We start from the raw sequence: 22,835 nt of genomic DNA on the forward strand, positions 1-22,835 counted from the left end.
TGAAAATCAATCGTAAAACAATGATATTCAATTCGTTAAATTCGTAAAAATGAAAAGCGAATTAAACGAGTTTCAATTGGATAGATAGGCTTTCAATTCCTCGATGGCTTCATGGTCTTCACCAATGTCTTTTACCAGTTTCTTGCTGTTTCCAAGTGGTGAAATGAGATTTTTGTATGCTTTCTGGATGCCTCTTTCGTGGACGATTTCTTGTTCCTTGAACTGCTCGTGCAGTGCGTTTCTGAAAGTCTTGATGGGACACTTCCGCATGAAGCGGTATTCCACCAGTGCGATAAACAGCCGTGCTATATCTGTTTCCGTAGCATGGGTTTTCAATCGTGTGCCAATTCTTTCAATCAGTATGTCATGCCTTTCTATCAGAAGTTCTGGCAACGTGCGTGTGTCGGCTTTGCGTCCTGCGGTCTTTGGCTGTTCTTCCTGCAACATATCTGTTTCTTCCTCGTCCATGTCTTCATCTTCTTCTATTGCCCATTCCACAAGAGAGTTTTCCTCAATGGCTTTCTGTTGCTTCCTGAATACTTGCCAGTCCTCTTTGGTTCTCATGCCATTGGCGATGCTTTTTCTGATAATGAATTTGACCATGCCGGAAACAAGCCATTTGTATAAGGTGGGAATATCCTTTCTTTTGGTCAGTTCCTCACCCTGTTCCACCATGCACTCATAGCTTCGTCCGTAATAGAGCCATGCAAGCATGGCAGGAACAATGCTTCTCTTGTTCGGGGTATGAAACTCATTCACTATTTTCTCGGCAAGGTCTGATTGTAAAAGAACATTTTCCAGTTCCTCGAAATCAGGGTTTCTATCATCGCCTATTCTCTTGCGTGCTGCTTCTTTATATTTCGGAACAAGCCTTACAGCCGTATTGAAAATATTGAAGAACCCTTTGAACTTCTTGTCGTTCATTTCTTCTACGAAATCGGCATATTCATCCGGATGGCTGTCGAGCCATTCCTTTATCAGTCTTTTGAAATTGTCATATTCCTGTTGTCCCATACAAGTATCAGTCTAATAGTTTTACAAGGTCTTTCTTCATTTCTTCGTCAATATCCCTGTATCGTCTGAAAGCCTTGCTTCCCTCCTTGTGTCCCGACAGTGCGGAAACAAGGTTCGGGTCTTTCACTTTTTTATAGATATTGCCGATAAAAGTACGTCTTGCCAAGTGGCTGCTTGCCACTTCATAAATCGGTCGTTTGATTTCGTTGTGCGTCAACGGATCTAAGATTGTTACGATGCGGTCAACTCCAGCCAACTTGAATATCTTTTTTATGGCGTCATTGTACTTTTGTTCGGATATGAACGGCAATAGTTTCCCCTCATATTCTTTGTAGCGTTCAAGGATTTCTTTCGCTTTGTCGTTAAGTGGAACACGTACCGTAACCGGATTCCCCTCTTTGGTTTTCTTGGGAATATACTCTATGGCTTCATTGACCACATTTAGTTTGGTCATTCGGTACAAGTCGCTCACTCTGCATCCTATCAGTGTCTGAAATATGAATATATCTCTCTGTATTGCCAGTTGTGGGGTAGCTGAAAGGTCGGCATTGAAAATTCTATCTCTCTCTTCAAGTGTTATATAATAAGGTGTACCGTATGTACATTCTTCTATTGGGAATTTGTCGAAAGGTCTGTTTGTGGTACGCTTGTTATCGAAGCACCACAGGAAGAATGTGCGTATTCTTGAAAAACAGTCTATCAGCGTGTTCTTGCTTCTGGGCTGTGGTGTCCTCTTTTCGGGAATGGCTTCATAAATGCTCGGGTAAAGTTCATAATACTGGTATTCGTTCTGAAAGAAATCCCACATATCCCGAAGCGTGTCAGGTGTTACCAAATCCACGTCAAAGATAAAGCCCTTTTGTCCTCTCTTTGTAGCCCTTACATATAGTTCATAACGCAGTAAGGCTCTTTTGACAACCCGGAAATTTTTCTTTCGTACTTCCGACAAAGGGTGCTTGTTTAGAAATTCATCGAATAGTTCTCCAATGGTAGGCTTGATAACCACTTCCTCCGGCAAAAAATATTTTTCAGGATGGTAAAATTTATCAAGTGTTGTTTTTAGCCATTCTTTGTCTATTGCTTCCTTTTCTTGTTGATATACCTTCTCGATATAGGTTTTCAACTGGCGTATCTCTTCATTTATATGGGTACGCATTTCTTCATTGCAGACAGCTTTCGTTTTTACACATTCGTCTTTATCATCCCATAGATTGGGATTGATGGCTAACTGAGTAGGAGCAACGGAGTCTAACTGCCTTCCGTTTCTAAAACGGACATAGATTGTAGCCATGGATTCTGTATCATATCGCTTGGCTGCTTTTTTAATGATAAAGGTTACTTTCATAGACTTTCAGGTTGAATTTTACTCTGCTGCAAATATAGATATTTTCCCCACATTTTCCCCACATCTGCTAAATATTTTGCAATTCGATTAACTTGGATTAAAATTTAATAGAATTGTAATATATTGAAATACAGTGTAATTGCGGCGTTTTCCCGCATTTTTCTTTTTACCCACATTTTCCCCACTTTAATTATTTCAAATGCGGGTCTGGGTACCACGAAAAGCTAAGAATTGAGTAATCAATTACTTAGCTTTTTTGTTATAGGGCATTTCTTTCTAATGTGCACTATCAGAAGTTTCCCGATATTTTCTATAGACTGTGTTATTTGCAGCAAAAATACTAAAAAGGTGCAATTCACTTTTACGATGAATTGCACCTTTTCTTATCTCTCAGTATCATTTATCCCTTACCTACCTTTATCCAGGTTGCTTTCTTCCATAGCCATTCTAATGGACCCTGACGATGTGAACGAAGCCACCAATTGCAGAAAAAGTATTGTATAAAGAATACACTTACACCGATAAGAATACATGCTGTAATGCCTGTATGCAGATAAAGTCCTAATCCCCAGTTGTAAAACAAGAACCCTCCGATTAAAGATTGTGACAGGTAGTTGGTCAAGCTCATGCGTCCATAAGGTGCAAATTTATGAAGAACATTCTTAAGGGTTGTCAGGTAATAAACCAGTATGATACCTGCAAACATGATTCCTGTAAATGCAATATTTGACAGTGACTTGCATAGAAGGACAGAAGGTACAAGTAGTGCTTCGCGACTTATAAAGTCGGGGAGTATATTTATCAAACCATAAATGGGGAAAAAAGCGGTAACGGCTATGATGAATACTTTAATCCAGATTTTTATATTCTTTTCTGAATAGAGAAACGCGTTGCTACGCCCAATTATCATACCTACCATAAACAGACCGGCGGTTTGAGTAACTCTTCCGTGTAATAGCATCCAACCCATATTGGCAACATTACCCGTCCATATGGCAGTTTTGCACATTTCGAGGAAAGAACCTTCTTTTTGAGCAGCATTGACTAACTCCCAGTATGGAGCATCAAGATCAGCATTGATAATATAGTCGGGGTTGATGAGTGCATAAATTATTTGTCCCAACTCAATAGGCTGCAGGAGAAGAATAACTGCTATGATTGTGACTGTGCGGGTAGAAAGCCGACAGACTGCGATCAATACATAGCCCAACAATGCATAGAGTATCAATATTTCACCGGGAAATAGGGCAGAATTGATGCAGGCTATAAAAAGAAGTAATACTAACCGCCAGGCAAATCGACCACGAAAATCTTTTCCTTTTTGTTTTTGTGAGTTGTCTTGAATAAAAAAGCTAAATCCAAAAAGCAATGCGAAAATGCAGTAGGCTTTACCGGAGAAGGTAAAAAACACACTGTCCTAGATTACTCTGTCTGTAAATATCAGAAAGTTGCAGGTTTCTTCCGGAAAGCTATTAAGACTGAACCGTTCGATAAAATGGATAAGAGTAATCCCCATTACGGCAAAACCACGTAATACATCTGCTATTTCGATACGATTATTACTGGGTAGTGTACTAGATAAGTGCATACTTTTTAGAGTTATAATGTTAACATGTTTTTTATTTCAGATGCAAATTTAACGTACGCCCTCCATATTTCAGGAAAAATACTGTTCAATAAAGAACAAAATATGACCTTCAGGGGCTTTGTAGCATCTTGGAAAAGGCAATGTTTTATAGTTGAACCATGCTATGTTGGTTTTATCAAATAGAAACAACTGGTACTGAATACATTTCTTATGAAAGGAATATGTGCGATTATTCTGTTTAGTTTGCGTGGGGCTAGTCCAAATTTAATTTTGTAGTGCGGGTTGATGAAGTATAACTGTTCATTGATGATTTGATAGCCAGTCTGTTTTACTGTTTTTCGCAGCATTTCTATTGTACATCTGGTCTGTTTGATGGTTAGCAATTCTTGGATCGTGCTTTCTTGTTCACTGAAGATTCTCAAAATTCCTTGATATAAAATGCGAGGTAACAGATGGATAAATGGCATATGAGAGATAACTTTACTTCGTGCAATCTGCTGATGACCGCCAAATGGCATTTGCCAGGCAGGAAAAGCGATGAAGATAACACCGTTGGGAGATAGATAATTCTTTAAGCTGTGCAGAAATAACTCTTTGTTGTCGATGTGTTCTATTACATCATGTATGAGGATAAGCGGGAAATGTTTCTGTAAATCATTTAATAAGAAGATATCAGAAGCAATAAAAGTTCCTTTTTGCTTTTTGGTAATGAAGAAGTTTTTTGCCTGTTCAATTCGCGAGACGGCAATATCGATTCCAATGGTGTCACAACCTAGTTCAGCGAAAGGAAGCAGATTTCCTCCTTCGCCACATCCTACTTCCAATACCTTGTTTGGCAGGTTGCCGATATTCTTTTTTATATAAGGTATATAATAATTTCTCGTAGTGTGAGCTTGTTCCTCAAAATAACGTTCGCGGTTTGTATGTCGTTCCTGCATTTGATTTGTCAATTGTTTCTAGGGTTTCTATAGTTATGATTCACGATCGGCCAGAAGACTGCATGACAGAATGACTTTTTACCAGGAAAAACGAATACCTACAGGAACGGTGAACGTAACCGGATGTTCTTTTCGGATGGTACGCAATGAACTTCCATCGGGAATATAATAATTGATAGTTGGTTCTATGTAGATGCTGGTATGGGGTGTAAACTGATATTGTACACCTGCGCTTGCATTGACTGACCATTGTAAAGGCGCCTCTAATGTCTGATAACCTAAATTAATGGGTACACTGTCTGTTACATGGGAAGTATGCAGTGTACTTTTTAACGGGATCTCCATTTGGAAACCGGCTGTCGAGTAGAATGAGAGCCGTTTGTAATTTCCAAGTCGGTAAGAAATACGGAAAGGGATACCGATATAATGGAGCTTCTGTGTTTCCTGAATGCGGTATTCTTTTCCTGTGGTGAACTCTGATTTTAGATAGGTATATTGCAGTCCGGTTTCTATGCTCCAGTGGTGGCTGAGTTTTTTGTTGAATGAGAGCCCGAAAGTGATAGGGGTATCATGATGCTGATGTTCTATAATCCTTCCACTATTGTTCTTGGCAATTGTCATTAGCGTCAGCGAATCACCTAAAGTCCCTTCTTGATGGCGGGTGTTTAAATAGTCATAATATTCTTCCCAGGTATTGACTTGTTGGGGGAGCCCACTTTCCAAACCGTCAGAGTGTGGTGTTGCTATCAACTTATATAGGTTTTGTGCCAGCTGAGGCCCAACTGACCCTGCCAACATTATTTTCCATTTTCCTGCTTTCTTCTTTGGGGGTGAGGCAAATTTTCGGCTTGAATATGAGAAGGCAATCGTTTGGTCTGTAGGCTCCCATATAAAAGACGGTTTTACGGCAGGCAGTTTATCTGCCGGGTCTTTTCTTTCAGAGATGGCAGATGATATTGTTGCGGCTGTGTCTGATGCCAATCGGGGAAGATTTGTTAAAGTGATATTATAATGCTCCTCTTCTTTGTAATGGGGGATATATCTGGAAGAAATTGTATTTTCATTTTCCGGCTTCTTCTCTATTTTCGATTTCCGGATAACATTTTTCGCCCAATGATTAGTTTTAGTATCTCTTCTTTTCCAGTCCAAATAGTCATGTATCATTGGGAAAAGGAACAAAATCACTAATATGAGAATCTGTTTGTAATCAGAAATCATCTTTTTAAGTAATCCTTTTGCCCTGAATAATTGGGAAGAGGAGGAATGCGGAGCTATATTCAGCAGTTTTCCTATTTCCTTGTGAGACAAACCTTCCAATATTGCCAGTTTGAATACTTTGCTATATCCTTCCGGTAACTTCTCGACCATTTCTGCTATCTTATCATAAGGAATGGAATCAGATAATGGAGGATTATCGACAGGTTCCTCTTCTTCCGCAATGTCTGATAGGGAAATAGAAGTGTTTGCGCTATTTTGGTTAAGATATCTTAGTGATATATTCTTCATGATTGCCCCCATCCAACTTTCCAGTTTCTCAGGGGTACGCAGTGAATCAATCGAAGTGAAAATGACAATGAATCCGTCGTGTAGGAGATCTTGTGCGATTTGTTTGTCTGGCACATAATGAAGGCATATTTTCATCATCTTGCCCGAATAAGTTTTATAAAGCAGGCCCAAAGCCAGCTCATCGCCTTCTTTACATAAATCTACAAGTTCTTTTATATCCATGTGCATGTATTATTTTAATATGATGGATAGAAACCCGAAAGACTGCATGACTCTTTCTGTTTTAACATTTATAATATGTGGCAACATGTTGGATACAAAGAAGTGAGACGCTTAGTTACTTCATGATTTTTAGCGGTTTAAGAGTCCGTTCTCATCAAATAATAGAACTTTACCGCCAGTAATTTACTTTTTTGTGGGCTATACATTTTTTATTTCCCGGCAAACTGCTAACTTTATCTCAATATTATAATAATGCATGGAACAGCGGTTGCGCTATCATTGAAATTCTTGTTTATGAGTAAATACAAATTTATAGAAGAAAAAGTAGAAACAATGTCTCTGCCGGAGCTCAGGGTATTCTTGAATATACTGAAGAATAAATCTCAGGAATTGATGTCAACACTGGAGATAGCGGGGAGGATAAAGGACCTGGAGATTGTTTATAAGTCTATTCAGAAACTGACAAATCGTGCTTCTGAATTTGACGGAGGCTCTTTTCTTATATTGGTGGTTGGACCTGTGAAATCGGGAAAATCTACTTTAGTCAATCTGATAGCACACGCTCATGTCAGCCCCACTCATTTTCTGGAGTGTACGGTGCGTCCTTCTATCATATCAAAAGGACAGGAAGAATCCATTACTTCCATCTTCTCTACCGCCGATAAAGTCAAAAGGTTGGAACAGTTTGACTCGGTCATTGATAGTCTGCGCGGATTTGAGAAACTGGAAAACATTCCCGAGATAGGTATCGAGAAGAAAGAACTGAATGATATTAATTTGGATGCCTGTGTTTCACTGGCTTTGGAAGAAAGCGTAATTAATGCGGATCATACGTTGGTGACATCTATAACAACGTCCGGTGGGGAGCTTCTGAAAGATAATATATTTTTGGTGGATATGCCCGGACTGGACGGTGGATATGCAAATCTGGATAATCCCATTTATGAAACGATTTCTCAAAGGGCAGATTTCGTGATATTTGTGCAAAGTTCAAATTCTGCTATATCGAAGGTTTCCAATCGTTTTCTGAAATTGTTGCAGGAGAATAATCCGAAAGTTCCGGTTTGTCTTCTGCATAACGTGTTTGAAGCGGCCTACTGGCATTCGGAAGAGGAGAAGCAGGCAGTCATTAAAGCGCAGGTAGAATTTGCAGAGAATGAAATGGGGAGACGGAATTTCCAGTTAAAGGGGAGTATATACAGCTTGAACTTGGGCAAAGTGGCGGATGCTGCCAGTTATGAAGGGGTGGAAAACCTTCAGGAAGAAGCTGCGAAGTTTCAGGAATTTGAGAAGGACTTGTATGGCAAGGTAATCTCTAATAGTACTGACATACGTCTGCGAAGTGTAATAGGAAGAACACTGAACCAATTGGAAAAACTGGATAACTCAGTCAGTGACCTGATAGGCAAACAGAAAGCAATCGATGAAGAATACCGGGCTGCGGCAGCTTCGTTTGACGAATTACTTCATCAGGCAAATGAGCTTGGTTATGATGGGGGTGATTTTAGGAAAATGGTGCAAGTGTATATTGATGATGATTTGAAAGAGTTTGTGGAAATCGTGAAGGAGTATTATGACTCCGCATGCAATTCCGCCTATGCAGGTGGAGCAAAGGGAAAGGAGGCGACCCGCGCCATTGTTACAAAGTTTATGGCTGATTCGTCAGCGGCAATAAAAAGCAAGTTTCTTGATTCTCATGAACATAGCCTGGTCCGGCAGTATCTGCGGAAATTGTCTAATTTGAAAGATGATGTGTCTTTTATAGAGAAGATGAATGCTTTCTTGAAACAAAAAGGTTGTATGACTTTTGAATCAGTGTCGCAAGTAGCAGATTTCCCGATGGTCGATTTTGATTTACAGGGGGCTTTTGATGTGAAGAATATCAATCATCCGACGGTTCCACATATCGGAATCCCCAATCCTTTCGGAACGTATTCGATAGCGGAAATTCAACATTTTCTGAAGAAGGCGCTGGAGTGCATCACCGGAATCGATCATACGCATACGGGAAGAACAGTCAAGGGGTATCTTCAGTTGACTGTCGGGAAGAGTATATGCAAAGCTGCCAATGATCTTTATGATCAGTATGTACCTGTACGTAAGCAGTGTATCATTGATTTTCTGGAACGGCAAAAAGAGGCGTATCTGGGAGAATTGGTTCCTGATAAAGAAGAATTTGACAGGAAAGACGCATTGCTTCGGTCGATAAACACACAAGTTCAGAGTTTTAAAGATTCAATAAGATAAGAATAGGTCTATGAAACGAAATTTATTAATTATCACCCTCCTGTTTTTAGGCTCTTTTGTGATATTATTGTTGGGTAATATCATTATAATAGGTGAGAAAATCGCTTCCTTATCTCATGTAGCATGGGCAGAGTATGCTTTTTACGCATTGATTCTGATTGTATTTTATGCTGTCGTTATACGTCCGGTGATCCGGGTGCATCGTGCTCCGCAGATGCCGGCTTTGTCTATTGACGGAGAGTGGGATACGGCACAACTTATAGCGTTCGGGCATAAGCTGGCGGATAATTGCAATTATATATCTAAAGATAAAACGTGTCCCGAGTTAAGAAAGCTGCATCAGCAGAAACTACGTGAAGACTTGGAACGTTATGCTACGGATAAAGAAGAATTGGTACAGATATTGAGTGATGAGTTGAAATTGCGTATTGAGGGTGGAGAATTGCGGGAAGCTTCAGGACCACGTGCAGAAGATATGCATTCAGTCCGTATCATTGGGATCAACCGTCGTATTATAGAATGGGCAAAATCTGTTTTTATGATTACCGCCATCTCGCAGAACGGAAGACTTGATACTGTCTCAGTGCTTTATATGAATTATAAGATGATAGAGGATGTGATCATTGCCTCCGGTTTTCGTCCTACCCGGCAACAACTGTTCCGGCAGTACGTCAATATATTGGTTACTTCTCTGATGACTTTTGTTGCATCCGAAGTCTTTAATGATATGGGTTCGGTTGCTCCCTTCGAATCATTGGCAGACCCATCCTCGGATGCTGCGTCCGATATAGACTTGTCCGATGCTGCTGTTGATGGAGCCGATGTAGATCCGGATGATATTGGTGATACCGTTTCGGGAGGTACCGGCTTTTTGAGTATTCTGTTCGGCGTGAAAATTCCGGGTGTAGTCATAGGTTCTATATGTGATGGAATAGTCAATTCACTGATGACTTTGCGTATCGGTTATGTGACACGTAACTATCTGGTAGATGGAATGAATTCATTAAATGGGATCAAGGCCAAAAGAAAAGCGAAGCGTGCAGCCGTGAAGGAGGCACTGAAATCTTTGCCTAAAGTTGTCGTGGTAGGTACTTCTTTTGTGGGAAAGGGAGCGATGAATATTATTCTGAATATTATTGGCGGTAAGAAAGTGAAGGAAGTTGATGAAACGAGTCATTAAATATAACTTAAATTTGATATAAATCAGAATCTTTTCATTGGAATCGACTCAAAAGGTTGATTCTGTCTCCATTCTTTTTCTTTTGGAAGAAGTAATCTTCGTGGGTGGAGATAATAGATGGAAATAAAAGACTTTCCCATTTTTTATATTCTCTTTCACCATCTTCTGAGGCTCTTTATTGCATTGGTAGTTTATGCTGGTTTGTTCGTTATCTATTATAGGTTTGCGTGTTGTCTGTTAATAGAAAAGCTCTTCTCTTCCTATAGTAAAGTTCCTTTCTTTGGGCAGTAAAGTTGTTTTTTCTAATGGTAATCTATAAACGCAAGCTTCGTTTATAAAATTGCAAGCTTCGTTTTTATAAATGAAGGTTACGTTTATAAAAACAAAGCTTGCGTTTATAGTTTGTAATAGATAAAAATTAAGTTATCTATTAGAGAAAAGGAAGTTTAGTTCCGATAGAGTGAAACTTATCTATTAATACTTCAGGTGATAAGCATTAATGATTTGGACTACACAAGTGGTGACAGGTGATAGAGAAAAGGATGAAAATAATCTATATATTGGAATTGGTGCTTATAGACCGAAACTTACTCTAGTGCTTTTTTTGACGTGTATTTCCTGTGCCGGATGACTCTCCATCATTCCGGACTCTATTTGTTGAATTGCCCTTTTGGCTTTATAAGCGAACTTTCCTTTGGGATATTGTCGCAGATATTTCTCATAATCGGTTATGGTCTGACAATTGAGGAACATATGTTCTTCCTCTTCTCTTTTGACTTTTTTTGTATCAGGAGCGGGGGAAACGATTTCTACTTTAGGCTTTGGACGTGACCAGGAAGGATGCTTTGCTACTATTTCTTCCGTTTTAGGTTGTTCCGCTTCTATAGTATCTACACTTATTGGGGCGATTACTTTATTCTTTTGTATTTCTTTTTTTATGCTGTCTTCTGTCAATATCCTAATTTTCTGTTTCACAAATTCAGCATGGGATGAGGCAGGATAATGATTCAGGAAATGTAGGAAATCTTCTGTTGTTTGGCAGGCATTATATCTGCGTTCTTCCTCTATACTTCCGAAGAATGCGGAAACTCCTTTGATCAGCATGAATAGGAATAATATGCTGAGAATAATCCATCCTGCCATGCGTTTGTTTATATTGGAGAGACGAATTCTTTTTTGTAAACGTGATGGTGCTGGTGGGAGTGGAGGTGTTGAGGTATGTACCGCTGATGGTGAATGCAGATGGTTTACTTCTTGCTTTAGCATAGAGTTAGCATAGTTATAAGCTTGTTGAGCTGTGGGACGATCCCATGTGTTAAGCGAGAGACATGCATGAAGAAACTGGTCCAGTTGGGGAGAATAGCCGTTATCTAAGGCTGGGATACGTGCACCATTCAGTTGGACACAACCACCCATACCTTCCCATAAAATGTGACCGGTCAGCAATTCGTAAATACTCATGCCTAAAGACCATATGTCGCTGGTACCTGCAATAAATGGTTTCTCAGAAAAGTGTTCCGGTCCCATATAAGCAAGTGTTCCGGAACTTTTTACTTTGTTAGTACTTTTACGGAAAGTATGCTCTAATTTGCGGCTAATGCCGAAGTCGGAAATGATAAATTTACCATCATCACCGATTAGAATATTATCGGGCTTTATATCCTGATGGATGATTGGCGGGTTTTGACTGTGCAAGAACATGAGTCCGCATGATACGTCACGTATGAAATGCCAGATTTGCTTTTCGGACATTTTACCGATCAAGGTAGCGGAGGAACCATTGGAACAATAAGGCATTATCAGGAACGGACATCTTTCGAATACATCAAAATGATTAAGATGTAATAAGTTGGGGTGATGCAATTTATAGGCAAGTTTGAACTCTTCTCGAAAGTCTTTTATGCCGTTATCATCTAACAGGCCATAAAACTTTATGGCAACTTCTACATCTGCCAATGTGTTTCGGGCTAACCAGACTTCTCCGAAGCTTCCTGTTCCTAACTTTTTCTTCAGCTGATAATGTTCAGCAAATATGTCGCCACTGTTGAACTGCATGTTTTTTTAAGTTTGTCAATCTGGTTGAAGAGAGATCGCTGAGGTATCTGTTTCTGTAACAATGACTGTATCTGCCGGATCAATCTTAGTTTTCCACTTTGCATATAGCTGTGGGTTTTTATAAAGATACCCCCCCAGTAACAAAGCTAAGGCAAAAAGTAATAGAACTATTTTTCGAAATTTATGGTTATTTGGTTTGCTGAATACAGTGTTGTTCAGATTAGCTTTGGGCTCGTCCGTCTCTTTCCGGATAATGTGACAAAGTACTATCGTAACATTGTCATATCCGCCGACAGCAAGAGCGGCTTCTATCAGTTGGTCTTTACAGGCCACCAAATCATTTTGATTTTCCTCAATGATTTGCATAATTTCTTCATCGTGACATAAACCGCATAAACCATCGCTGCAAAGCAGAAAAATGTCATCGTTTTTTAGATTGTAAGAGCGGAAATCGGGATTGGAACGATTGGTCGGATCGCCTAAACAACGAGTTATGACATTGCTATAGGGGTGGTCAAAAGCATTCTCCGGATCCAGCTTGCCTTGATCGACCAAGTCTTGTACGTAGGAGTGGTCCTTGGATAAACGGCAGAATCCCGAATTGCCATTGAAAACATAGCAGCGGCTATCACCGCACCAGCTAATATAGGCTTTTTCGTTTAATATCCAGGCAATGACAATAGTAGTACCCATGCCTTGGGTACTACTATCTTCTTTACTTGCATTGACAATATTTAAATCAGCGGCTTTAATAGTCTTGGTCAAGAATTCTTCAATAGCTTCTTCTGTAGCCATCTCACCTTCAAATGTTACGATCTTGTCCAGCTTTTCTGGCGTAAATGCGTTTTGCACCGTCTCAATGGCAATGGCGGATGCAACTTCTCCGGCGTTAGTGCCACCCATTCCGTCAGCTACTACCAGTAAAGTGCCATACTTGCCTAATGGAATGGTTTCGGAGGATTGAGGAATGATCCATTCCGATTGGCTTAAATCTCGGTTTACTACGAAGTTGTCTTCGTTGTTTTTCCTGACTAAACCAACATCGGTGCCTGCCGCTAATTTAATTTCTATCTCAGACATAATTTATTAATGTATTACATTTCTTATTGGAACCAATCGGTCTTTGCCTTGGACACTTCCTACCATGACACCAACAACTTTATATCCTTCCTCGTCTAAATGAAAAGCCGGTGAACCATAATAACCTTGTTCGCCTACTCTATTCTGTAATATGATAGTACCATTATTGGTATCATCAATGTTAGTTCTGTCATTGAAGTGAGACGGGATAGGATTGTGAATATTAGTGTTACCTGTATATCCGACCATATGAATTTCAGAACCTCCACTTAGATTGCCGGATGCTGTTGCATCAAAAGGTATTCCTTCTCCATAAGTACCTTTACCTCTGATATAAGCGTAGCTGCGAGAAGTCGGTGAATATATTTTGACTTTTACGTAGTTTCTACGGCTATATGTGAATTTAATACCTTGTTTCCTTAATAATACTCTAAGTGATTTTGTTACTTCTATTTCGTGAGTCACATCATCATAGCTACGATCAACTTTAAAGTCGGTATTAACAAATGTGATGGGTTTTCCTGTGCCTTTTGTACTATATGCGCGATAATGGATAATAACATTACAACCTCCTCCGACGCATTCGGCTAATAGTCTGCGCCACAGTTCTTTCCATTCAGTATTTGTGAAAACCCACGGCTCTACGTTTTGCCTGTCTGTAACAAATGTACCATTGTCAAGCATAAAGCCTGTTCCGCATACTATGTCTGATAGTTGAATGCCTGGATCAAAACTGATACCGTCTTTTTCTATATCTATTCGGTCAATCTTAATGGTATAGATGTGATCATAATAATCTTTCAGATCTTTTGAAACATTACTGTTTTGTTCTTCTGCCACATCCGATTCTACATTATCTTGAATTTTCGCCTGTTGAGTTGTCTGTGATTTATAACTGGCTTCTTCTGCTGCTGGTGTTGCATTTTCAGCAGCTATGGTGCTCGAAAGGTTGTCCAAGTCAGATTTTACTTTATAGAAACTGGCATTTACATTGCCTAATTGATTATTTACACTAGCTAACTGTGACTTTAATGCTTCTGTATTTCCATCACTATTTCGTAGTTTAGCTTCTAGTTCCCGTTGTTGTGTTTCTAAAGTTGCGCGTTCTGTTCCTAGTGAGTCCAACTGATTTTGATAACCTCTTAATTGCAGTTCTTGTTGTTCAGTTTTCTCTGCCAGTAACTCATTTTTCACACCTAAGCTGTAGTTCCATGCAGCCAGACCGGCAACAGCCAGTACAAAAACAATGCCCATAATAGTCAATGCCGTCTTGTAGGGACGTAGAGCCTGTTTACGGAAAAGGCTCATTCTTTCCGTCAATCCGATGCTGGAAGTTAATGCTTGGCGACCTTGCGGAACAATAAATCCCAAACGTGGTCCTCCTACAGATAGTTGTATCTCATCTCCGGTTTGTAAATAGTAAGAACCATTAATCGGATGTCCGTTCACTAACGTCGGATTGGAGTGTGAGAGATGAATTAATTTCCAATTTTCACCATCACGTACAATTGCAGCATGTTTGCGGCTCACTGTTTCGAAATTTTCATCAAAGCGTACTTGGCAGGAGGCATCTCTACCTAGTTCTACTTGGTCGACAATGATTTTTTGAGATTCACCTGCCTGATGATACTTTGATGGAGTCTTATGCTCCAGAATGAAGTAAGTTCTACCTGAGGCACCCATCAATGCTCCCATACCGGCACCTACTGAACCGGCTAAGGTACGTTTGTAATTTTGTGTATCCATACTACTTAATTATATAGTTAATAGTTTTCAAATCTCATTTTTATGTCTCCAATAGATATGATATCGCCAATTTTTAGCTTGTAACCTTGTTGGGTAACCTGTGTAGAATTGACATAAGTGCCATTGCTGGATTCCTGCCAGACTTTTTGTTCCTTTTGCCATTGTCCGTCCCGAATAATCCAGTGGTCACCGGAAGGTGTTGTTTCCAGAGTACAGTGATGACGTGATATATAAGTACTTTGTAGCTCTTTTATCGACAGTAGGTTATCTGATTCTCTGCCAATAGTTAATATTCTGCTGCCACGTGTAACCAATTCGCTTAGTTGATAAATCTTCCCATACTCTTCACCTTGCATGATGCGCATGCAAAAACCGTGTACTATTTGTGGTGGACAATATCCTTTTTCCATAAAGATCTGTTGGGTCTCCGGCAGATATTTCAAAACTTCCTTGACGGATTGAAAGCGGTTTTTTAAATCGGGATTAAGACAGCCTGAAAAAAGTCGATCCCATTGCTTCCCGTTTTTTATCTGTGCTAACTTCCGGCGGTTCCAGTCTCCATCTTTTCCTCGCTTTTGGTATAGAGCCAATTCATTATGGCTGGTTAATTCACCAAAGGGCAGGCTACCGGTCAAAAGCTGGAAGGCTAATACTCCAAAAGAAAAAATATCTGTAGTAGGTAGAACTGTGGCTTCACCTCGCATACGGTTCACTTGTTCGGGGGGCATATAGGCATAAGTTCCAAATATTTGATTGGGTTTGCCGAAAATGTTACGTTCCGTCATGCGTTTATTTCTATCGCCCGCTATGCCGAAGTCTGTTAGCGCAGCTACTCCGTTCCTCTTAAAAAGAACATTTTCCGGTTTTAAGTCGCGGTGGACTTTTCCTCTGATATGTAAAGAATGTAGGCCAAGAAGGATTTGTTGGCAAATTAAAGGGATTTTACTGTTTTGAGAGCCTAAATAGGGTGTCAAATCTCCTCCCGGGCAATACTCCATGACGATATAGGGATTGCCCCCAACCATGCCATAGTCTATAGAACTCACCAAATATTCACAGTCTATCTGCCCAGTTTTGAATTCCATTTCAAAACGATCTGTCAATGGTTTCCGTATTTCGGGTGGAACCTCCCAAAGTCTCAATAGTTTCAGCGCATAGTCCTTACCTGCGTTGTCCGTAACTCGGTATACTTTACCGAAAGAACCTTCGCCTAATGTTTTGGAAACTCGATAACGGTTATCGATGTATTCTCCTACATTATAATCACATCTATCGACAGATTGGTTGGTCACAATGAATCACTTTCAAATTTAAATCTTCGGTCACCTAATACGATAATATCATCAGCTATGATCTCTATTTTTCTGTTTGCCTGAATAAAGGTTGTCCTTAGTTCACTCCGGTCGAGCAGATACCAATGTCCATCTTCGAAAACTATTTCTGCTTGTTCCTTTGAGGTGATGGTCCGGTTGGATACTTCTGTGTTTTCCCGGTTCAAAATGATCGATTTTCCTTCATATTCAATTTTCTCTGGGGGAATGTTTTCATTCTCTTCCGGGATTATTGTTAAAGAACAGCGAAGGGGTATTTCTTCCGTTTCCGTTTCTGCTATGTTTTTTATTTGTCGTCGGATGGTAGGGCGATGTACACGGACACCACAGTGCGGGCAAAACGAGCAAGTCATATCTATTTCCTTTCCGCATTCCTGGCATACAATTTTTTCTTCTGATATAAAGGTTACTTCGTCTTCTATCTTTTTTTGTGTATGTTCTTTGTTTGCGGGTTTGTCGGTTCTTTCTAGAGGCGTACCGCAACAAGGACAACTTGTAAATTCTCCTACTATTGGATAATTACAGTTAGGACATTCTGTAGCAGGCTGTGTGATGGCAGAATGGTTATCGGATTCATTCAAAGTAGGGAACACAACCGTTTTTCTGCATTTTTCTCTATCGGGATTTGCATTTAACACTGTGGGTTTGGGAATTGCTTCTCCATAACCTTCTCTTGAAACAAAATCATTTTGATTGTTGGCATAACCTGCCGAAAGACTCAATGGTTGTCCACATTTTAGACAGACCGTTGTATCAGATAGATTGTCCCAACCACAATTCATGCATCTCATAAGAAATTATTTTAATTGTTGAACCACTTAGTATAAATAAGTCGAAATCTTTGATGACGATTCATTTATAGTCATCTTAGAATAAACCTCCTTTTTTCTGCGAGAGGATAATAGAAGCAAATTCTCCTCCTTTGGTTTTTACCGTCAGAGTTCCTACGTTAGCTTTTTTGGTTTTATCTACTTTTAGAATCAGTTTGCTACTGTCCTTCGCTGTTACTTTTGCTACTACTTTACACCAATCAGGAATATCTGCTACTTCCCACTCTGTATTGGTTTTTATTGGCAAATCTTTTATTTCACCTTTAGAACTGAATTCCAATTTGTCTAATTCTATATTGATACGTTCTTTTTGCCCGCTTTGAACAATAGTGACCGTTTTTTCCATTTTCCCGTTGCTGATGCTGACAATCGCTTTACGTTCTGAGGTTAGCTCGTTTATTTCGCAACTTACAGATAAGATTTTGTCACGAGGAACCACTTTACACCAACTTGTATCTGAGGTCGCAGTCCATTGTTCCGGCTCACTGTCTATTTTGATATATTCGGCCTTTGTAGTTTCGTAACCAAATCTTATAGAATCTTTGTCAATTGTAAGTCTGGAGACTTCGATCATAGGGACGGGGGTAGACTTAGAAGCAGGCTTTAGTTTTTCCTCACATTCCTTGATCTTACTTTTGCAATCTTGCTCCAGTTTGCTGTCACATTTCATTGCTGCATTAAAGGCCTTGATGGCTTCCCTGTATTTTCCTTTTTTCATGCTTGTCTCTCCTTTTTGGTAGATGGCTGCACACTGTCCCCATGTGCTTATAGGCATAGCAAGAGCGAAGACTAAAATAATTAGTTTAATACATTTCTTCATGGTTATTTATTGTCTATGTTTATATATGGTTCTATTTTTTTTGCACGATTTTCGAAAACTTTAGCTGCTTCTATTTCGTTATACTCTTTCATGGTATCTGCCTTTCCTATGAACATATGGTATGCAGAATCTAATATAATTTCCACTTGCTTTATTTGATTTTCTGCAAGATCCATGTATCCTTCCTTAGAAATAAAAACAGAATCTTTATAAAGATTTACCTCACGATACTTCTTGATAGCATTTATATAGAAATCTTCAAAAACGGAATCGTTGTTTTGTCTTAAAGGATCAATAGTGTATCGGAAAATATTACCTTGACTTTTGTAATTATCGCCTTCTCGAATGATTGCCTTGCATATGCTATCGTTAGCATTGGTTTTTGAAGTCATTTCTTGTTTTGGCTCCGGTGTAGGTTCTTTCCCGCTTGTTGCCAGGTAGATAGTAACAATGGTTGCACATATAATTATAATAGCCGCAACAAGAATGAGTTTGCGATGCTCTCTTTTAAACAGCGTAGAAACTCTCTTTTTTATATCGGATGATTGCATAACAGGAAATTCTGCATCAGAATTAATGGATGAGGACTCATGATTATCCTTTAATTCAAATGAAGAATTTGCTTGTCCTTCTGGAGCTTGAATCTCATTTATCTCATCTTTTGATGAAAGATCAGGGGACGTTTGTTGTGAACTTTGTATATTAAAGGGCGCTGAATTTCCATTGATATGCTGGAAGGCATAATCTGCGATTTGTCTGGCCGTAGGTCTGTCCCATGTGTTTAGAGCAAGACACTTATAAACGATATCCTTAAGTTCTTGTGAATACTCCTCATTATTGATAAGTGGAATATCCGCACCGTTTTTCTGCAACAGACCTCCATGATCACCATAGGGAGGTAAACCCGTTAGCAGTTCGTACATTGTCGCCCCTAATGACCAGATGTCACTTGCCATAATAGGGGTAGGGGATTGACCGAAACGTTCGGGTCCCATGTAAGCTAATGTGCCTCCACTTAGTTCTTGCCCTTGATTTCTACGTAATGTGCTTCTAATCCGTGTACTGATCCCGAAGTCGGTTATCATATACCCGTTTTCATCATTAATTAAAATATTATCAGGTTTTATATCTTGATGAATGACAGGAGGGAGCTTTGCATGAAGATAGGCTAGTCCTTCGGCAACATCATGAAGTAGATGCCAACTTTCGGTTTCTGTGATTCGATTATTGTCAGTGAGGTATTTGAATATAGACCCATTTTTACAAAAGGGCAGAATCAAATATGGCATTCGCTCCCAACAATCATAATAAGTAGGATGTAATAAATTGGTATGATTCATATCGAATACCAAAGAAAATTCTTGTGTGAAAAGCGAAATACCCGCATCATCAAGTCCCATGCCCGGAGCATATATTTTGATAGCGACTTTTACATCTGTAAGTTTATCCAGTGCTAACCAAACTTCCGAAAAGCCTCCTCTTCCCAATTGTTTGAGTAGTTCGTATCTATCTGCTATAACTTGTCCTGTGTTTAACATAAAGCTTATAGATTAAATGGAAAGATATGTTCTTTTACGGAGATAGCCTTCCCATAGATAATTTATTAGTTTGTTTTTATAAGTGTCTTTTATTAAGTATATGATATTGTTGATCTTAAATCAATCATATGTCTGTATATGCAAAGTAATAAATAAAAAAGTGAATAAAAAAACCGATAAAAATGGGATTTGGATTAAAGTGCGTTTTTTGTGACTTATGTTGCAAAATGTAATTCTATGCTGTATTTTTTTGTTCTATATTTTATGAACAGGAACTTGGAGTGCTATCTAGTATCCAGCTATTAAAGATTCACCCAGATATATATTTGATAATATAATTCCAAGTGAAAATTATTCTATATTGTATATGAAAATAAAGATTTGCAGCTTAAGGATATATTAAATAAATTTCACATGTTTCAAAATTAATCTCCCAATTTCCATTCTCATGACTTTCCCATTGGTATTTTGCAGCCATTATATCCCACCATTTTTGGAATTTTAAACCTGTATTACCTAAATCTCTTACTAACTTTTCATACAAGGTCTCATGTTCCACCATCAATATTTTAGCTAATTCATTTAAGCCATTACGGCGTTCAAAAAGAGAAAGTATCTCATTTTTCTCTTCTTCTGTTACTTTACCTACTAATTTCTTCATAAATTTCTATATTATAAATTACATTACCATTCTTTTCTAATATCAAAAGGATCTAAATAATCAATCATCTTAATTTTTTGATCCGGAAGGAATGATTGATGTCGACGAATATTTTCTAGTAGCATTCTTGAAGCATTTCGTTCTAAATGTGCTACAACACATTGCTCATGTGATGGTGTATTTACTTCCATCGTTGTTTTATTATTGAGCCAAATGCAACGTTGACATTGGTATGAATCACAATTACGACACAGAGGAGCATGATCGAGCCTGTAAAGTTGAGGATTCTTAATATCCAAACCACACTTTAGGTCTCCAACTGAACACGAACCTTCCTGATAAAATGCTGGACAAATATAAAACTTACCATCCGGAGCCAATGTGATACTTTCCCATCCTGCATTGCAATTATTCATTTTCTCTAGCATCATGCGATCTGTCAGGAGATTAAGCTGTCCCTCTTTCCCTTCTGCATAAAGCTTTTCAACACCATCGGAAAGTGTATTCAGTACTCTTTGGTAATCTTCGAAATCCTCTTTGTCAAATGTTTCAATATCCGTAATTATTATATTGAGGCGGACAACTTTCTCCAAAATTTTAATAACAAGATCACTATGGTTGAAGAAATCATCTTTGGGTACACGCCATATATAAATAGTCTCTTCATTAAATAATAAATTTTGTACATCTTTCCAATCACTTATCACCACCATATCAGTTTTTTTAATTTCAACAGCAGTCGATAAAGAAATTTTGTTGTGTAAAACTGTTTCTATCATGTTTATGTACTCTTGTGGAAGAGCGTAATCCGGATAGATAAACTGAAGCGTCAGATTCCTTTTTAAGGAAAAAAGTATAGCTTCGTTCAAGTCACTTAACGATATCAGTTTCCTTTCAGTCTTCTTATTCGTATAATGACAAAACGAAGTAGACGTATCATCCAATAATACTATTAAATATTGAAGCATTGCATTTTTTCTTTATACAGTTTGGAGACTCTTATTCACATCGTCCATTCCTTCTAAATTCAACTTGAAATGAAGTTTATTCCAGTAGTAGTTGTTAGCATGTACTCGTGCCTTGTGCATCTTACAGATTGCAGTACTGCGTTGATATATGGTAGGCGTGTCTGCCGTATCATAATTTTCACCTTGACACCATGCACATCCTCCCGCCACTTCACAGTCAATGCACTCCTGAGTGCTCTGAGTGCAGCGATCAAGAGTCAGAAACGGACGAAGTTTATTTTCATCAATTCCATCATACACGTTCCCAATAATCCATGCCTTCTTATTACGAAGTGAATATTGCGCAAAGCGTGTACAGGGGTAGAAGTTACCCGCAGCATCGACAGCAAGCATCTTTCCGGCACCACACCAATTCTGATTTTGCAGCACGCAATCCAGTGATTTGCCTACAAACTCGCTAAAAAAAGAACATGCATAGTCATTGTAATAGCCCTTCTCGATAATGGCATCGGCCAGTTGTATCAGTTGGTCTTCGAATAAAAGATCATCCCCCTCTTTCCACACATCTTCGAAAACACAGTTAATATTAACTTCATGAATACCTAAAGAGTACAAATGAAGTACACTCTCTTTGATATATGGAATATCTGCACTACTAATGGTTACTTTGGTTGCTGCTTCCGGAAATTGCTTTAACCAAAGAGGTATATTATGTGCCACATCTTGATACGATCCTTTACCGGATATTTTATAAATGCGATTTAGATCATGCTTTATCTCAGTTCCGTCAATTGTAATGCCGACGCTCAGATGTTTTCTGTTTTTCTCAATAAACCGCTGAACCTTATCCTCATGATAATTAATTCCATTGGTGGAGAAACTGAAACGATAGGAGTTGAACCAATGATGGTTATGGCTGAACATTTCGACCTTTATATAATCACATATTCTATCGATCAACTCAATTTCGAGGAAGGGCTCACCACCAATGAAATCCCATATTACAGACTCTTCCTTAAACTCATTTTCACGACTAAGAATATAATCTATAGCCTGCTTTGCTATCTCCCAAGGCATCCTTTCTTTTGAATTTTTACCTACGAGATAGCAATACTTACAGGCTAGTTGGCAATCCTTTGTCACTATAAAAGTAACAGTTTTACCCCCTCCTGATTTCCATGAAGTTATTTCTTTTTTATATTGTGGCATTTCTATTTACTAAGAATTTTGCAATACCCTTTGCAAGTTCCTAAACAAGAAACCTTACAATCTCCTACACAAGAACTTGCGCATTGTCCCTTGCACGTAATGTTACATCCAGTTCGACATGTATCATTGCAATTCTGAGCACAGGCACGATTACAGCTATTGCCACAACCAGAGCATGAGGATGATTTGGCAGAGTTATCGCAGTCATTTTTGCAATTCTCAGTACATCCGCTACTGCAATTTGAGCTACAATCTGAGCAAGATGAAGATTCTGCTGTATCGTTACAGCCATCATAGCAACTATCATTACAGGTAGTTTTACATCCACCTCCGCAGCCATTTGCAGAGGTCCCGACACAACTATTACTGCAATTTGAGCCACAACCACTTTGTGCAGTACCGGTACAACTATTGTTACAGCCTAGTGGTTCTTCATCTTTACTACAGCTACTCAAAATCGTAGGTCCCACCACTACAATTCCTAAAAAAGGAATTGTACGTTTGATTACTTCTTTTACAAATTTCCGACGTGATATATTCATCTTAAATATTAACTT

At 38.9% G+C, this 22,835-nt stretch carries 17 protein-coding genes and 1 pseudogene; 2 read left to right on the plus strand and 16 right to left on the minus strand.

What is annotated here, in order from left to right:
• Window positions 1-72: 72 nt before the first annotated feature.
• The 5 genes and pseudogenes from HMPREF2794_RS28810 to HMPREF2794_RS04100 all read right to left on the minus strand — a co-directional run bounded on the left by HMPREF2794_RS28810 (window position 73) and on the right by HMPREF2794_RS04100 (window position 6,613).
• Window positions 73-1,014, minus strand: coding sequence for a DUF6043 family protein (locus HMPREF2794_RS28810; protein WP_009037360.1), 942 nt, complete (start codon window positions 1,012-1,014; stop codon window positions 73-75).
• Window positions 1,015-1,021: 7 nt separating this feature from the next.
• Window positions 1,022-2,359: a site-specific integrase gene (locus HMPREF2794_RS04085; RefSeq protein ID WP_009037359.1), complete on the minus strand. Its 1,338-nt coding sequence runs from the start codon at window positions 2,357-2,359 to the stop codon at window positions 1,022-1,024.
• A 400-nt stretch (window positions 2,360-2,759) separates the two neighbouring features.
• Window positions 2,760-3,947 (minus strand): annotated as a pseudogene (locus HMPREF2794_RS04090) (DUF418 domain-containing protein).
• Window positions 3,948-4,108: 161 nt separating this feature from the next.
• Window positions 4,109-4,885, minus strand: a complete 777-nt coding sequence (locus HMPREF2794_RS04095) for a class I SAM-dependent methyltransferase (RefSeq protein ID WP_055269566.1) — start codon at window positions 4,883-4,885, stop codon at window positions 4,109-4,111.
• Between the two features lie 78 nt (window positions 4,886-4,963).
• Window positions 4,964-6,613: a sigma-70 family RNA polymerase sigma factor gene (locus tag HMPREF2794_RS04100; protein WP_055269565.1), complete on the minus strand. Its 1,650-nt coding sequence runs from the start codon at window positions 6,611-6,613 to the stop codon at window positions 4,964-4,966.
• Window positions 6,614-6,907: 294 nt separating this feature from the next.
• On the opposite strand from HMPREF2794_RS04100, the gene HMPREF2794_RS04105 reads away from it, so the two are divergent.
• Both HMPREF2794_RS04105 and HMPREF2794_RS04110 read left to right on the plus strand, forming a co-directional pair.
• Complete coding sequence (locus HMPREF2794_RS04105) at window positions 6,908-8,860, plus strand: dynamin family protein (protein WP_070751020.1); 1,953 nt, start codon at window positions 6,908-6,910, stop codon at window positions 8,858-8,860.
• A gap of 10 nt (window positions 8,861-8,870) precedes the next feature.
• Complete coding sequence (locus HMPREF2794_RS04110; protein WP_070750981.1) at window positions 8,871-10,040, plus strand: hypothetical protein; 1,170 nt, start codon at window positions 8,871-8,873, stop codon at window positions 10,038-10,040.
• A gap of 573 nt (window positions 10,041-10,613) precedes the next feature.
• Here the strand turns inward: HMPREF2794_RS04110 and HMPREF2794_RS04115 are convergent.
• From HMPREF2794_RS04115 to HMPREF2794_RS04165, 11 genes are all read right to left on the minus strand, one after another.
• Complete coding sequence (locus HMPREF2794_RS04115; protein ID WP_070750983.1) at window positions 10,614-12,095, minus strand: serine/threonine-protein kinase; 1,482 nt, start codon at window positions 12,093-12,095, stop codon at window positions 10,614-10,616.
• Between the two features lie 15 nt (window positions 12,096-12,110).
• Window positions 12,111-13,175 carry a PP2C family protein-serine/threonine phosphatase gene (locus HMPREF2794_RS04120; protein WP_010535597.1) on the minus strand — a complete coding sequence of 355 codons (1,065 nt, stop codon included), beginning with the start codon at window positions 13,173-13,175 and terminating at the stop codon, window positions 12,111-12,113.
• 6 nt (window positions 13,176-13,181) lie between these two features.
• Window positions 13,182-14,921: an FHA domain-containing protein gene (locus HMPREF2794_RS04125; RefSeq protein WP_070750985.1), complete on the minus strand. Its 1,740-nt coding sequence runs from the start codon at window positions 14,919-14,921 to the stop codon at window positions 13,182-13,184.
• 17 nt (window positions 14,922-14,938) lie between these two features.
• On the minus strand, window positions 14,939-16,213 hold the full coding sequence (locus HMPREF2794_RS04130) for a protein kinase domain-containing protein (RefSeq protein ID WP_070750988.1): 1,275 nt from the start codon (window positions 16,211-16,213) through the stop codon (window positions 14,939-14,941).
• Window positions 16,210-17,043 (minus strand): double zinc ribbon domain-containing protein, encoded by an 834-nt coding sequence (locus HMPREF2794_RS04135; RefSeq protein WP_070750990.1) that lies wholly within the window; start codon window positions 17,041-17,043, stop codon window positions 16,210-16,212. Before HMPREF2794_RS04135 ends, HMPREF2794_RS04130 begins: the two co-directional genes overlap by 4 nt.
• Window positions 17,044-17,119: 76 nt before the next feature.
• Window positions 17,120-17,800 carry a BACON domain-containing protein gene (locus HMPREF2794_RS04140; protein ID WP_246839584.1) on the minus strand — a complete coding sequence of 227 codons (681 nt, stop codon included), beginning with the start codon at window positions 17,798-17,800 and terminating at the stop codon, window positions 17,120-17,122.
• A 104-nt stretch (window positions 17,801-17,904) separates the two neighbouring features.
• Window positions 17,905-19,440: a serine/threonine protein kinase gene (locus HMPREF2794_RS04145; RefSeq protein ID WP_070750994.1), complete on the minus strand. Its 1,536-nt coding sequence runs from the start codon at window positions 19,438-19,440 to the stop codon at window positions 17,905-17,907.
• 388 nt (window positions 19,441-19,828) lie between these two features.
• A complete protein-coding gene (locus HMPREF2794_RS04150; protein ID WP_070750996.1) occupies window positions 19,829-20,101 on the minus strand; it encodes a CXXX repeat peptide modification system protein in 273 nt (90 codons plus the stop codon).
• A gap of 23 nt (window positions 20,102-20,124) precedes the next feature.
• Window positions 20,125-20,880 (minus strand): CXXX repeat peptide maturase, encoded by a 756-nt coding sequence (locus HMPREF2794_RS04155; RefSeq protein WP_234076468.1) that lies wholly within the window; start codon window positions 20,878-20,880, stop codon window positions 20,125-20,127.
• Window positions 20,881-21,081: 201 nt separating this feature from the next.
• Window positions 21,082-22,278 carry a radical SAM peptide maturase, CXXX-repeat target family gene (locus tag HMPREF2794_RS04160; RefSeq protein WP_070751000.1) on the minus strand — a complete coding sequence of 399 codons (1,197 nt, stop codon included), beginning with the start codon at window positions 22,276-22,278 and terminating at the stop codon, window positions 21,082-21,084.
• A gap of 64 nt (window positions 22,279-22,342) precedes the next feature.
• Window positions 22,343-22,636 carry a hypothetical protein gene (locus tag HMPREF2794_RS04165; protein WP_130061598.1) on the minus strand — a complete coding sequence of 98 codons (294 nt, stop codon included), beginning with the start codon at window positions 22,634-22,636 and terminating at the stop codon, window positions 22,343-22,345.
• Window positions 22,637-22,835 lie beyond the last annotated feature (199 nt).

This window comes from Bacteroides sp. HMSC067B03, from assembly GCF_001811315.1.
Lineage (GTDB): Bacteria > Bacteroidota > Bacteroidia > Bacteroidales > Bacteroidaceae > Bacteroides > Bacteroides faecis.